Raw genomic sequence first — 15,314 nt, 5'->3', positions numbered from 1 at the left:
GGCGGGGCGCCAGCTGGTTGTAGATGGCGCGACCCTAGCGGCTGGAGCTGCCGGTCAGGACGATCTTGAGGCTTTGGTGACTTGCTTAATGGGGAGCAGAAGCGAAAGTACGCGGCCTGAAATTAACTGCTCCCCAGCGTGCCCTGCACCTGCGCCTGCGGAGCGGCTATGCAAAGGTTTTCCGCCCGGGCAAGTTAAAGGCAGTGCTGTAGACAAAGTAAGCTTATTGCTTGATGCGCACGCCCAGCTCACAGCCCTTGCCGCTTACCAGCCGTACCGCCACACCGCCAAACTCAGAAACAGGATTACGCCCGCAGCCAGCAGCCACGGCCACCAAGCCGCCGGGTGGAAGCGGCGGGATCTGCGCTTGCTACGGGCTCGACGGGCCATGCTCTCCGCGTTGGGTTAACCAACGTACGGCGTGACTTGTCCGGCTGGTTTGCCAGTGGGGCGTCAGCGCGCCCTTATTTGCCGCGAGGCCGGCCGCCGCCGCGGGTTAAGCCGGCATCAAACTGCTGAAGATTTCAATGCCCAGCAGCGTGGCCCAGGGCGGACCCGACACTTTCCTTGGGTGAGCTTTGCGGACCAGCTTGCTGCGGTGCTACATTTCCGGCTCTCCTTTTCAGGTCTGACCACTTTCTGCATGCACGAGCTGGAACTCATCATTGGCTTACTCGTTGCCATTACCGTGCTGGCGGAGGTGGCCGAGCGCATCCGCTTGCCGTACCCCGTGCTGCTGGTGCTGGCCGGCATCGGCATCGGTTTGGTGCCGGGCCTGCCCCGCATTGAGCTGCACCCGGACGTGGTGTTCCTCATCTTCCTGCCGCCGCTGCTTTACGCGGCCGCCTGGAACACGTCGTGGACCGAGTTCAAGGCGGCCCGGCGGCCCATTTTTCTACTGGCCCTGGGCTGCGTGCTGTTTTCCACCGGGCTGGTGGCCGTTGTGGCCCACTACCTGATTCCCGACTTTAGCTGGACCGTAGCCTTCGTGCTGGGGGCCATTGTCTCCCCGCCCGACGCCGTTGCGGCCGCCTCGGCCACCAAAGGCCTGGGCGTTAACCGGCGGGTGCTCACGATCCTCGAGGGCGAAAGCCTGGTAAACGACGCCACGGGCCTGATTGCCTACCGCTACGCGGTGGCAGCGGTGCTCACGGGTCAGTTTGTTTTTTGGGAGGCCAGCCTGCAGCTGGTGTGGGTTGCCGCGGGCGGCGCGGCCCTGGGAATCGGCCTGGCCTGGGTGGTGTACCGGGTGCACCGCATTACGCCGCACAACCCCATAATTGATACGAGCCTGACGTTTCTCACCCCCTACCTGGCTTACCTGGTAGCCGAAGAGCTGCACGTATCCGGCGTGTTGGCGGTCGTAGCGGCGGGGCTGTTTCTCTCCCGCCGCTCGGCTGCGATCTTCACTTACCAGGCCCGCCTGCAGGCCTACGCCGTGTGGAACACCATCGTGTTCCTGCTCAACGGGGTGGTGTTCATTCTTATCGGCCTGCAGCTGCCCTACATCCTGGAGCGGCTCGGCAGCGAGATCCCAGCCTGGGAAGCGCTGCGCCACGGGGTGCTCATCAGCCTGGCCGTGATTCTGGGGCGCCTTCTGTGGGTTTATGGCGGGGCCTACCTGCCGCGCCTGCTGAGCCGCCGTATCCGGGCGCAGGAGCCGCTTACCACATGGCGGCTGGTGACGGTGGTAGCCTGGACGGGCATGCGGGGGGTAGTGTCGCTGGCCGCGGCGCTGGCCCTGCCGCTGCTGGCCAGCCCGGGCGTGCCGTTTCCGCACCGCGACCTGATTTTGTTTCTGACCTTTGTTGTTATTTTCTGCACGCTGGTCTTGCAGGGCCTGAGCCTGCGTCCGTTGATTCGCTGGCTGGGCCTGCCCCCCGACCGCAGCTTGGAGCAGGAGGAGCACCGGGTCCGGTTAGCGCTGGCCACCAACTCGGTGGAGTATTTGGAAAGCCACTACGGCTTCGGCCGCGTACCGGAGGAGGTGCTCAGCCAGATGAAAACGCGCTACGAGATCCGCATTCAGCGGCTGCACAACCGCGCCGGGGGCGTCGTGGCCTCGCGCCTCGACAGCAAGCACCTTGCCCAGTACGAGAACCTGCTCGAAGATTTAATCCGGATGGAACGTGAGCGGGTGCAGCAGTGGCGGGCCAGCGAGGAAGTAAACGAGGAAGTGCTGCGCAAGCTCGAAAACGAACTGGATCTGGAGGAATCCCGCCTGATGTTGGATCGGGGCTATTGAGGCCCCGAAAGCACTGGCTTTCGCCCCCTCTCCTACCCTAGCCTGAACGGCGAGCTCCAGGATCATTCCCGCTCGGGGATGGTCCTTTGTTGCCTTATCCCGGCCCGGCGTGCATTCATGTCGCTCCGGTAGGCAAGCTCCCCGGTAGTAGCCTACCGAAAGCTAGCTTTACTTTCGCTACCGGTTCCGCCGTCGGGCGCGCCGGGAGCCGGTTTAGAGGCCGCGGCCTTCGCCCTAGCTGCCAGGCTGCACCCGGCCTGTATGACACGGCGGTGGGGCCAGGCTAAATTCTTAAGCCGAAAGCCTTTCGAGCCGGGCTCCCAAAACAGGCCGCGGCCGTTGGTGCTCACCCTTGTCGATCAGCCCGGTGCGCCTGCCAGGCTTGGGCACGTGGAAACTTCTCGGCAGCGCGGAGCGAACATCCGCTTGCCGCATTTGAGGCCAGTCGAGCGCAATAAGGTTATGAAAGTCAGAAGCAAACCGGAAAAACAGGATTATTCGGCGGCCTTTGCACCTAAAACCGGGGGCAACACTTTTCTTTGAACAATATTACCCCTCAAGGACTGCTGAGTAGATCCGGATTCACTAGGGAGTTTTCTCCCCAGCTCCGGGATTGCGCCCGCCCGCGTTTTCTGCCCGCGCCGCAGTTTGGTTTGCGCTTGGAATACTATACCGTTTCTCTATGATCAAACGGCTACTGCTGTTTTGCGGGCTGCTGCTGCCCCTGTTAAGTGCCGCTCAGGTACCCGCTGACTTCAAGCTTCAAAAGATTGTCGGCACCCCGGTTTCCTTTCCCCAGGGCGTCGCCGTGGACGGGCAGGGCTTTATCTACGTGCTCGAGCGAAGCTTTGTCACTAAGCTCGATGCGCAGGGAAACTACGTCGGCCAGCTGGACGCAACCAGCCCCGACCCGGCCAAGGTTAACAGTGCCGGCTACGGATTGTGCCTGGATGCGGGGGGCAACCTGTACGTGGTTGATTTCGGCTACGGCGAAGTGCGTAAGTACTCCCCCGCCGGGCAGCTGCAGCTCGCCTTTTCCACTGGCGGCTACTCGGCCAACGGCTACGTAGGAATTCCAAATCCGGAAACCGTGGTGGTAGATCCCGCCGGCAACATCTACGTTGCGGGCTCCAATCCTGCGGGCGGGGTCCGGAAGTTCAACGCGCAGGGCCAGCCGCAGTGGTCGTTCACCCTGCCATCAGCCAACCCCTCATCTCCCGTCCGCCCCTCGGCCCTGGCCCTGGACCGTAGCGGTCGCCTGCTCGTGTTGGGCGCCAATTTTACCGTTAGCCGGGTGACATCCGACGGGCAGCTGGAAAACCAGGTGCCGGTGCGCATGCCGGGTTACAACGAGCGCGAAGACGTGGACGCGATGCTGGCGGTGGATGCGGCCGGCAACCTGTACACCACCATCTCCCAGGGTAATTCCATTCGCAAGTTCGACGCTGCCGGTAACTTTCTCGGCCTGATCGGGAGCGGGCTGAGCGGGAGCACGCGCACCAGCCTGGCCTTTGACGCCGCCGGCAACCTGTACGCGACCAACCGGGACCACGGCGGCGGCAGCAAGCTCTACCGGTTCAACCCCAGCGGGCAGCTGATCAACACCTGGGGCAATATGGTTTCCCTTAAGCCGGGGGCCCTGGATGCCCAGGGCAACTACTACTGCTACCATCCGGGCCTGCAGAAAGTCATCAAGTACAACCCGGCCGGGGTTGAAATTGCCCAGCTGGGCAGTCAGCTGCCCCTGGACGTGTACGCCATAACGCTCGACCCTTTGGGCAACATCTACCTGCTCACCCTTAACTATTCCGGGGGCGTGGTCGATAAGCTGGATCCCAGCGGACGCCCGATCCGGCGCTACACGCAGCTTGGGGGCAGCATATCGTATACGTCCTACGGCGGGGGCATTGCGGCCGACGCCGCGGGCACCATGTACATCACCGACCTGTACGGCGGCTGCATCCGTGCCGTGAACGCCCAGGGCCAACCCCTGCCCCCGATCGGCACCCGCGGCACGGGCGCCGGCCAGCTCTCGCTGCCGCAGGCCGTGGCCGTCGACCAGCTCGGCTACGTGTACGCGACCGACAACGGCGGCCAGCGCGTACAGCGCTTTACGCCCAGCGGGCAGCTCGTGCGCGAGTACGGCGCCCGCCAGATCTACAATACCGTGCCGGTGGGCACGGCCAGCTTGAGCGTAGACCAGGTCGGCAACATGTACGTCAACACCAGCCTGCAAAGCGGGGTGCAGGTTTTTAACGCGCAGACCGGTTTGGTGCGCACCTTGCCTCAGGTGCTAAAGGGCGCGGTAACGGTTGACCCGGCCGGTTCCCGCCTGATCACGCAGACCGGCGATCTTATCCGCTTTTACGCCAACGGCCGGCACCGCCCGCTTAACCTCATCAGCGGCCACATCTTCGAGGACCGCAACGGCAACTGCGTCCGCGACGCCGATGAGGATCCGCTCGCCGGCATTGCCGTGGTTGCCCAACCCGGCAACTACTACAGCCTGACCGACCAGGCCGGGCAGTACACCATCGCCGTGGACACCGGCACCTACTACGTGCAGCAGCTGCTGCCGGGCCCGGAGCTCGGGCGCAGCATTACCCCGCTGTGCGCTACCCCTGTTACGCCCACCTTCCGGCAGTATGGCCTGAGCCTGGCCGGGCCCGAGTTTGGCAACCTGGTTTCCCGCACGCCTTACCTCAGCGTACAGGTAGGCTCCAACCGCCGCCGGCGGTGCTTTCGCAACACGACCACGGTCAGCTACGCCAACACGGGCTTTGCCGAAGCCCGTAACGCTACCGTGACGGTGGCCCTGCCGCCGCAGGTGCAGTTTATCTCGGCCAGTGTCCCGCACACCCGCGACGCGGCGGGCCACTACGTGTTTGCCGTGGGCTCGCTGCCGCCCCAGGCCCGCGGGCACCTGGTCATTCAGGATTCGGTGGTGTGCGGCCAGCCCGAGCTGCGCGGGCAAACCGTCTGCACCCAGGCGTGGATCACGCCCCTGAACCAGCTTCCCGCGCCGCCCGCGTGGCTGCGCGGTTCCGTAACCGTGCAGGGCCGGGTGGAGCCCGGCAACCAGGCCCGCTTCGTGGTGCGCAACACCGGCACGGGCGCCCTCCAGGACAGCCTGCCCCTGCGCGTGTACCAGAACGGCGCGCTGGCCCGGCTGCAGCGCTACCGGCTCGGGGCCGGCGACTCGCTCGTGCTGCGCGTGCCCGCCACCGAGCCGGTGGTGCGGGTGGAAGTCGAGCAGCCCCCCGGCCACCCCCGGCAGCGGGTGGCCAGCGCAACGGTGGAGCTGCGCGGCCTGAGTGCCCCCGGTCAGGTGAACGCCGCCATGCACAGCATGCCGCCCAACGATCCCGGACCGGAGGTGGCCGAGGACTGCCAGCCCATCGTGGACTCCTTTGACCCCAACGACAAGCAGGTGGTGCCCGCCGGGGTGACCGACCAGCGCTACACGCCCACCACTACCCCGCTCAGCTACCGCATCCGCTTTCAGAACACCGGCACGGACGACGCCTACCGGGTAGTGCTGGTGGACACGCTGGACAATAACCTGGATCTAAGCACGCTGCAGGTCGGGGCGGCCTCTCACCCCTACCGGTTGAGCGTCGCCGGGCAGGGCCGGCCGGTGCTGACCTTTACCTTCGCCGGGTTGAGCTTGCCGCCGAGCGCCCGCAACGAGCCCGCCTCCCACGGCTTCGTGGACTTCACCATCCGGCCGAAAGCCGGGCTGGCGCCGAAAACCCTGGTCGAGAACTGCGCCGACATCTTCTTCGACTACAACGAGCCGGTGCGCACCAACACGACGGTGAACCGCCTCTACGATATGCCGCTCGTTGTGAACCCGGCGGTGCAGCTGCCCCCGGTGCTGGCCTCGCCCGCCATCAGCGGCGTGGCCCCGGGTGCGGGCCGGGCGGGCACCTTGGTTACCATCACCGGCGAACGGCTCGCCCCGGCCGGGGCGGCCACCTGGGTGCGCTTCAACGGCACGCTCACCCCGGTGCTCAGCCAATCGGCCTCCAGCCTCACGGTGCGCGTGCCCGCGGGCGCCGGCACGGGCTTCGTGGAAGTGGTCACGGCCGACGGCAGCGCCCGCAGCCCCGCCGCCTTTACGGTGTACCAGCCGCCGACGCTGGCCGGGCTAAGCCCCGCTGAGGGCCGGCCCGGCAGCGCGGTAACCCTGAGTGGAACCCACTTTTCGCCCGTCGCGGCCGAGGATACGGTGTACTTTGGCGGCATCGCCGCCCGGGTGCTGCTGGCCAGCCCCACCGAACTGCGGGTGGAGGTTCCGGCCGGCGCCCGCACCGGGGTAGTAGAGCTGCGCACGCCCGGCGGCGTAACCCAAAGCGCGCTAGAGTTTACCGTGTGGTACCCGCCCGGGCTGACGAGCCTGAGCCCCGGGAAAGGCAAAGCCGGCGACCGACTCACCCTGCACGGCCACACGCTGGCGCCGGCGGCGCGCACCACGGTAACCGTGGCCGGGGTCCCGGCGCCGGTGCTGCAGGTGACGGCCACCAGCGTACTGGTGCGGGTGCCCGCGGGGGCGCAGACCGGGCGGGTGCGGTTGGAAACGCCGGGCGGGGTGGCCATCTCCGCCGGCGACTTCACCATCATTCCGGCGCCCCGGATCCTGGCTTTTACGCCCGCGCAGGCTTCGGTAGGGGAGCTGGTAACCGTTACGGGCGAAAATTTCCTGGAGGATGGTCAGCCCGACACGCTGTCCTTCGGCGGGGTTCGGGCGCCAGTGCTTTCCTCAACCACCACCTCGGCGGTCGTACGCGTACCCCGGGGGGCGCAGTCGGGCCCGCTTGCTATCGCCGGCCGCGGCGGGCGCAGCCGTAGCGTTGAATCCTTCCACGTGGTGAGCCTGCCAGCGGCGGAAGCGCTGGCGGTGTACCCCAACCCGACGGACGGGCAGCTGACCCTGGACTGGCAGCGGGCGGACTTCGAGCTGGCGCAGGTGCGCTTGTTCGACGTACTAGGCAAGTTGATCAGCGTCCACGACCTACAGGGACGGGTACAGCCCCAGCTTAGCCTGGACCTACGCGGCCAGCGCCAGGGCCTCTACCTGCTGCTCATCGAAACCTCCCGCGGGCTGCTTACCAAGCGCGTGACCGTGTACTAGCTCTTAGCTGAACTAACAAGCCGAGGAGGATTGGAGCCCAAGCCCCGGTCCTCCTCGGCGTTTAAGATTTTAGCTTTGGACGGAACGGTGCAGGTGTTCCAGTTCCTGCGCAACTTCGGGCGAGGAAGGCTATTTGGTGGACGCTCGGTACCCCAGCTCCTCGTATCCGAAGCTTCCGATCAGGTAGGTGCCCTGCTTGTGCTGTTGCTGACGCCAAGGCAAAGGACAAGACCGGCGCTGAGGCCGGGCGTGCCAAAATTGGTTTTCGGGCCGGAATCTGCCGGGCCAAGCTAGCGAACCTGACCGCGGATTTCCCCGCCGGGGTATTCGTCCGAATGCACGTTGGTGTAAATATTCCCGGCTTCGAGGGCTGCCAGCAAGGCCGAGATGGGCTGTCCCAGCAGCGGGCCCCGCAGCGAGGCGCTGGTGATTACTCCTTCGGCAATCACACCCTGCGGGCTGGGCTCGGTGCGGCCCACCAGATCGACTACCACCGGGCCGTTGGCGCCGCGCGGGGCCAGGTGCAGGTGGCCGAAGCGGACGCTGCCGATGTTGGCAACAATTAACTTATAACTGATGGACGTGCCGTCTTTGCTTAGGTGAAAGATGGCCTGACCCGTAGCGTTGGTGGGAACGGCGGGTACTTCTTCGTCCCCAGACAGGTGAGCGGTATAAGTGCGGCTCTGTCCCTTGGCATCGGCGGTTTGGGTGTGAATCTCTGCGCGAGGCTCGACGGCTTCCTGCTGGCAGCCCGCCAGGAGCAGCCCGGCGAAAACTAAGATGGCAAGTTGGGGTAATAGTCTTGGCTTCATCGTAGTTAGGTGTTTATGGTGTGTGATTGGATTCAACCGGTGGGGATAGTTGATGTTATAACAATTTAAATAAATAATAGAACATAGTTGTTGATCATGTTATAATTCCGCCCTGTTTTCTAAGTTGCCCCCAATTAGTCCTAACCCGTCACCACGGCCTTGATGGGCAATCTCTATTCTTACTCCTACGCTATCCTTATTACGAGGGTCCATCAAGCTTGTAACCCCTAACCAAACGGGCCCCGGCAATCCTTGCCGGGGCCCGTTTGGTTAGGGGTTACAAGCTGGGCTACTCCACGACCAAGCGTACCGCTTGGGCCCCGGAGCGGACCACGTATACGCCCGTGGGGCAGCCCGCGGGCAACATTAGGCGGGCGGTACCCGTGGCGTCAGCCGTAGCACTTAGCACCAGGCGGCCCACAGCGTCGTACACCTGTACCGGCGCGCCGGCGGCCGCGCCGGAGAGGCGGGTGGTCCGCGCCGGGTTGGGTGTCAGCACCAGACGGCTTGTAGCGAGGCCAGCCTGGGTTACCGCACGCACGGGCGAGTAGTTGAGCGTGCCGTCCAGATCCACCTGGCGCAGGCGGTAGTACAGCACGGCGGCGCCGGGCAGGTCCGGTCCATCCACCCACCCGTAGCGGCGCAGGCTGCTGCTGTTGCCAGCCGCCGGCACCGTGCCCAGCGGGGCAAACGCCTGCCCATCCAAACTGCGCTCCACCACGAAGGCGGCGCTGTTTCGCTCCGTGGCCGTGGCCCAGTCCAGGCGGACGGTGGTACCTATCGGCGTGGCCGTGAAGGCCGTCAGCTCCACGGGCAGGGGGTTGGCGGCATTGCCCAGCGTCCAGACCGAGAAGCTGGTGATGCCCGTTTTGCTTACCTGGTTGGGCGCCAGCGTGATGGGCGCCTGCCTGGCCCAGGGGCCGGCCAGGCCCGTTTCCGACTTGAACAGCGCCAGGTTGGCGGCCGGGATGCCGTTGAGCTCGTGGTCGAAGTAGGCAAAGTTCATCGTCACGTCCAGGCCGGCGTTGGTGGTTGGTTCGATGTCGAAGTAGCGCCGGATGCTGACGCTGCTACCCGCACCCGTTAGGGCCGTGCCCGTTACGCGCGTGACCACCGTAGTACCGGGTGCCACCGAGCCGACAGCCGGTGTCAGGGTAAGCCCTATCCCGCCAAAAGCCTGCGCCGTGCCCGGCAACAGGGCTCGAACTACCGCTACTTTGCCTTGCACATAACCGGCGCTGCTCTCGCTCAGCGTAGCCGCGCCGCCCAGGTTTACCCGGTAGTCGTCGGTGGTCGTGAGCGTGCCGCTGCTCATGGTCAGGGCGGAGTTGATGGTCAGGTTCTGGGCCAGCTGCACGGTTCCGGCAGGCTTATTTACCAAGACGGTGGTAAAGCTTTCGCCGCTGCTCAGCGTCTGGGTAGCCGCGCTGCCCACGAAGGCGACGGTGCCGCTCAGCGTAGCAGTGCCGTTGTTAACGAAGTTGCCGCTTACTTGCAGCGTAGCGCCGCTATTGACCGTGAGGCTGCCCCCGGTGTTTATGGTCAGGTCCTTTACGGTTAACGAGCCGGTCGGCAGAACGGGGTAGCGGGTCAGGCTGCCCGGTACCACCGCGTTGGTGGTTGCATCGGGCGCCTTGCCGAAGCTCCAGTTGGCGCAGTTAACCCAGGCCGTGCTGGCGTTGCCGTTCCAGGTGGTCGTGGGTGTAGCGGGTACCGTTACGGCCACAATGGCCGGCGCCGTGGCGGTGTTACCGCCAGCGTCGGTAACAGTCAGCGTCACAGGCACGCCGTTCACTACCGAGGGCGCGTCGGTGGCCCAGGTGGGGCCGTTGGTGAGCGTCCCTTGGTTGGCGGCGTTGCCGGTGGCATCGGCCGTGGTCAGAGCGCTCCCCTCGTTGAGGCGGTAGTAGGCCACCAAGCCGGTGGTGCCGCCGGGCAGTCCCGCGCCCTTAGCCGCGTTAAGCTCAGCGGCCGTGCGGGCTACGTTCCACACCCGTACCTCGTCGATGCTGCCGGGGAAGTACTCCCCGTTGTTGGTCGAGCCGATGCGCAGGTTGTTGGCGTTCGGCACGGCGTGGCCCGTGGGCGTGTCCGAGCCGATGGCCACGCCGTCGAGGTAGAGGGTGCGGGTGGTGCCGTCGAAGGTGGCGGCCACGTGGTGCCAAGCGCCGGTCAGGTTGGCCGTGGGAGCCAGTAAGTCATTGGCCCACCAGTAGTTGTTGAGGCCACCTGAATAGAGGCGCAGGGCATTTACCTGGTTCGTGGTGCCGTAATTGCCCCAGCCGATAATGCCGTAGTTGCCCATCTGCGTAGGCTTGATCCAGGCTTCGATAGTGTAGCTGCTGTTGCCCAGCGGCACGGTAGCCGTAGCCGGAATGGCTACGTACTGGTTTGTGGCGTTGAAGCTCAGCGCGCCGGCCACGGTGGCCGGTACCGCATCGGCGCAGGTGAAGGCGCTACGCGATACGCTCAGCGCACTGGCCGGCGCCGGACCGCAGTTGGCGGTGCTGCCGTTGTTCACGGACGAGGCCGTCACGGTGGCGTTGCCGTTGGCGTCCAGCGTCACGCTGGCGTTCCGGACCAGAGCTACGGGTGGCGCGCACACCGGCACGGGGTTGGAGTAAGCGCCCTGGCCGCTTACCGAGGTCTTATCAGCCCGTACCCGGTAGTAGTAGACGGTATTGGCGGCCAGGCCCGTAAGCGTTACGCTGGTAGCCGGGGCCGTAACGCTGCGCGTGGTCAGGTTGGCGGTAAAGGCCGCGTTGGTTGCTACGTCTACCGAGTAGGTATTCACCGTACCCAGGGCGGGCGCCGTCCAGTTGGCCGTAAAGCCGGTGGCGGTGCGGGCCGAGGCCGCCGTGGCGGCGGGCACCACCAGGGCGTAGCTTTCCACCCAGTTGGAGGCGGTGTTGCCGCTGCTCAGGCTGAAGTTGGTAAGCGTGCCGTGGTTGGCGTTGCTGCTCAGGTCGTAGAGGGCCGTGCGGGTGGTGTTGTCACCGCCGGCAGTGCCCGCGTCGAAGTTGTAGTAGGCCACCAGTCCGGACTCTGTAGCCGCTACCGTACCCACCATTCCGGCCTGCAGCTCGGCCGCCGAGCGGGCCACGTTCCAGATGCGCAGCTCGTCGAGGCGGACGTTGGCAAAGAATCCGGCGCCGTTGGCGGTGTTGTTGCCGATGGCGCCCAGCAGCAGGTCGCGGCCCGTGATGTTGTTGACGGCCATGTTGGCCGGAATGGTCGTGGCGCCTTGCTGCACGCCGTCCACGTAGATCAGCAGGCTGTTGCCGGAGCGCACGCCGGCCAGGTGGTACCAGCGGCCCAGGCTCATGGCGGTGGTGGCGTTTACCGTGTGGATGGTGGTGCCGCTTTCTACCCAGAACGACGGAATGTTGTTATTGCCGTCGGTGGTGGTTTGCAGCAGCCATTCGTTGGTGCCGAGGGTGGCGCCGGTGTTCCACTTGCCCCCGGGGGCTGTCGAGTGCGTGTAGCCGCTCGAGTTGGTCTGCTTCAGCACCCAGGCCTCCACCGTGAAGTTGCCGTTGCCAAAGTCCAGGCTGCTGTGGTCCGGCACGCGCACGTAGTCATTGGCGCCGTCCAGCGCCAGCGCGTTGCCCGGCGCGGGCAGCAGCGTAAAGGGCAGGCTCGCCGAGCCGCTGGCCGTGGTAATGCTCACGGTGCCCGAGGCCGTAGCCGTCAGGGGCACGCGCACTACCAGGCTGCTGCCGGTGTTGCTGAGAATGCCGGTCAGGGCATTGGCGCCGTTGACCGTGAGGGCCGTGGGGTTGCTCAGGCTGGTGCCCGTCAGACTGATGCTTTGCCCCAGCCCGCCGGGGTTGGGGGCTACGGCCGTCAGCGTGGTGGCCGTGGGCTGCGTGATGGTGAAGTCGCGGGTGGTGGTGCAGCTGTTGCCGTCGAAGACGGTGGCGCGGTAAGTGCCCGCGCTCAGACCCGTAGCCGTGGCCGTGGACTGATTAAGACTCTGGGCCGGGGCCGAGAGGCGGGCCCAGCTGTAGTAGTAGCCGTTGTAGGGCTCCCCGCCCGCGGCGGTCACCGTGGCCGTACCGTCGGCGCCCCCGAAGGTTGTCACGTCGGTTTGCGAGCCGGTGGTGGTCAGCGGCGCCGACGGCTGGTTTACGGTATAGCTGCGGGTGGCGGTACAGTTGTTGGCGTCGGTGATGGTGACGGTGTAGGTGCCGGCAACCAGGCCCGTGCGGTCCTCCGTGGTCACGCCGCCGCCCCAGTTGAAGGTGTAGGGCGGAGTGCCGCCAAAGGGACTCAGGTTGATAACTCCGGTATTGCCGCCAAAGCAGGCAATGTTCGTGACCACCGTGGAGGTATTCACCGCTGACGGCTGCGTGAGGAGGAAGCTCTGTTGGGCCGTGCAGCCGTTGGCATCGGTCACTGTCACGGTGTAGGTGCCGGCGGTCAGGTTCGAGGCCGTGGCCGCAGTACCGCCGCTGGGGCTCCACGAGTAGGTATAGGGGGCCGTGCCCCCCGTCACACTCACGGTGGCCGCGCCGGTGGCGCCGCCGTTGCAGCTCACGTGGGTTTGTGAGAACAGGGTAGCCGTCAAAGCCGCGGCGGGCTGCGTTACCGTAGCCGTCACGGTGCCCGTGCAGCTGTTGGCATCGGTGATGACAACGAGGTAGTTACCGGCCGGCAGACCGGTACGATCTTCGGTGGTCACGCTGCTGCCCCAGTTAAAGGTGTAGGGCGGCGTACCGCCCGTAGGAGTAAGGTTGATCGACCCGGTACTGCCGCCGAAGCAAGCAATGTTTGTGACCACCGTAGTGCCCGACACGGGCGCCGGCGGCTGCGTAACCGTGGCGCTGACCGTGCCCGTGCATCCGTTGGCGTCGGTGATAGTGACGGTGTAGGTGCCAGCTACCAGACTGGTGCGGTCTTCGGTGCTCACGCTCCCCCAGTTATAGGTGTAGGGCCCGGTGCCACCCGTGGGCGTCAGGTTGATCGATCCATTCGAGCCGCCGAAGCAGGCTACGTTCCTTACCACGGTGGTGCCGCTGATGGGGCTGGTCGGCTGGCCTACGGTGGCACTGTGGCTAAACTGGCAACCATTGGCATCGGTAATGACCACGGTGTAGGTGCCGGCCGAAAGCCCCGTGCGGTCCTCCGTGGTCACGCCGCCGCCCCAGTTAAAGGTGTAGGGTGCGGTACCGCCGCTGGGCGTCAGGTTTATGGCGCCGTTATTACCGCCAAAGCAGGCCACGTTGGTCACTACGGTCGACGCGCTCAGCGCTGAAGGCTGCGTGATGGTAAAGCTGCGGGTAGTGGTGCAGCCGTTGGCGTCGGTGATGGTCACGGTGTACGTACCGGCGGGGCGGTTGGAAGCGGTGTGGCCGGTGCCCCCGCTCGGGCTCCAGCTGTAGGTGTAGGGAGCCGTGCCTCCACTTACCGAAACCGCAGCGGCACCATTGCTACCGCCGGGGCAGCTGACGTTGAATTGCGCGGTGCTGATCATAAACGACGGCGGCTGAAGAATGGTAAAGCTGCGCGTGATGGAAGCGCCCCCGGCGTCGCTGATGGTCACGGTGTAGGAGCCGGCCCTCAGGCCCGTGGCCGTGGCCGCGGTGCCGCCGCTCGGGCTCCAAGAGTACGCGTAGGGGGTGACGCCGCCGCTTACATTCACGGTAGCCGAGCCGTTGCTCCCCCCGTTGCAGCTCACGTTGACCTGGGAGGTCGTAGTGCCCAGCGCCGCTACCGTCGTGAAGCTTAGGGTGCTGCCGTAGGCCGTGCCCTGCGCATTAGTAGCGTAGGCCCGTACGTAGTAGGTAGTGCCACCTGTCAGGCCTTGAATAGTTTCGGAAAAGGCACCGGAGCCAGCCGTAGCGTTGGCGTCTTGCATTACGCCCGCCTCGCCGATGGCCGGCGTGTTGTCCGTGCTGCTGTACACCACGCCGCGGGCGGTTACGGGGCTTGCGCCAGCATTGGAGACGTTGCCGCCCAGCACGGCCCGTACGCTGGTCACGCCGGTAGCGGCGGCCGTTGCGACGGTGGGCGCCGGCAGCGTCGCAATGATGGTCATGGAGCCATTGCCGGCAGCCGATGCAACGCCGTAGCTGACGCTGCTGCTACCGGGCATGGCCCACGACGAGCCGCCTCCGGCGCTGGGGCTGCCCGGAGAAAATATGCTCGCGCGGCTAGAGCCGCCGCCCCCGTAGTAGCCGCCTCCGCCGCCGCTGCGGCCGGTGCCCCCGGTGGCGTTGACGCCGTTGAAGCTTGCCGAGGGGCCGGCTCCGGGCCCGGTTTGCGTAGCTCCGTAGCCCTGGTAGGTGGTGCTGCCCGAGCCGTTGCCGCCGTTGGGGCTGCCGCCGCTCCCGCCGGTGAAGTTGTTGTTGTTTGAGTAACCGTTGGAGCTGCCTCCGCCCCCGCCGGCTACCAGCAGCGCGTTACGACTGCTGAGGTAGTCGCCGGTAGCGCCGGCGGCCGCGGCGCGGCGCAGGTCGGTGGCCCCGCCCCCGGCGCCGTCCGCGGTGGCGCTGCCCCCGCCGTTGTAGCCGCCCGCCAAGGTTCCCGAAGCGTAGTTGGCCGGAAAGCCGCCCACTACCACCCCCAGGACTTCACCGGGCGTGACGGTCACCGTGGCTGTTACGCTGCCGCCTACGCTGAAATTGCTGGCGGATCCAAACGTGCTCCCGCCGGCCCCGTAGGCTACTACGCTCAACGTGGTTACTCCGGCCGGCACGGTATACGACTGGACAGAGCCCGTGTAGGCAAAGTTGGTGGTAGTGGTGGTTTGGGCCCCGACGGGCCCGGCTAGCAGCAGGACCAGCCACAGAACAGCCGCAGTAACAGGTGGTCGGGCTGGTAAAGCCAAGTAATGTAAGCCAGCCATGCGTAACCCGGCGCGCAGCCCGCGTCGGTCAGGAGAGTATCGGTGCTTCATGCAGCTAGTGGAGTGCCACGTCCAAGGGGGAGAAGGCCAGGACAAAAGCAATAACTGCTAGAATCCCAAGGAGTATTGTAGCCGGCAAAGCTATCACCAGTTGGCAGCAGCCTCCAAGCTATTCCCCCTTAGTCCACAGAATTTACTGTCGAGCTTTGCCTGGCCGGCGTGACGCTTCCATCCCGCTCCATTGGAAATTAAGTTTAAGCGAGTGCAGCCGCT

The 15,314-nt window shown here is 65.6% G+C and carries 4 protein-coding genes; 2 read left to right on the top strand and 2 right to left on the bottom strand.

Annotation, left to right across the window (positions count from 1 at the left end):
- Positions 1-643 precede the first annotated feature (643 nt).
- Entirely contained in the window at positions 644-2,245 is a 1,602-nt protein-coding gene (locus tag ASU33_RS04065; RefSeq protein ID WP_059068482.1) for a Na+/H+ antiporter, read from the top strand.
- A gap of 682 nt (positions 2,246-2,927) precedes the next feature.
- The gene (locus tag ASU33_RS04060) at positions 2,928-7,379 is read left to right on the top strand and encodes a DUF7619 domain-containing protein (protein WP_059068480.1); all 4,452 of its coding nucleotides are present in this window, start codon (positions 2,928-2,930) and stop codon (positions 7,377-7,379) included.
- A gap of 290 nt (positions 7,380-7,669) precedes the next feature.
- Here the strand turns inward: ASU33_RS04060 and ASU33_RS04050 are convergent, their stop codons facing one another.
- On the bottom strand, positions 7,670-8,191 hold the full coding sequence (locus ASU33_RS04050; protein ID WP_078062866.1) for a CHRD domain-containing protein: 522 nt from the start codon (positions 8,189-8,191) through the stop codon (positions 7,670-7,672).
- A gap of 289 nt (positions 8,192-8,480) precedes the next feature.
- A complete protein-coding gene (locus ASU33_RS04045; protein ID WP_078062865.1) occupies positions 8,481-15,092 on the bottom strand; it encodes a LamG-like jellyroll fold domain-containing protein in 6,612 nt (2,203 codons plus the stop codon).
- Between the last annotated feature and the right edge of the window lie 222 nt (positions 15,093-15,314).

The organism is Solirubrum puertoriconensis (assembly GCF_001483135.1).
Lineage (GTDB): Bacteria > Bacteroidota > Bacteroidia > Cytophagales > Hymenobacteraceae > Solirubrum > Solirubrum puertoriconensis.
The sequence above is the reverse complement of the archived record's forward strand: the minus strand, read 5'-3'. Positions and strand labels throughout refer to the sequence as shown.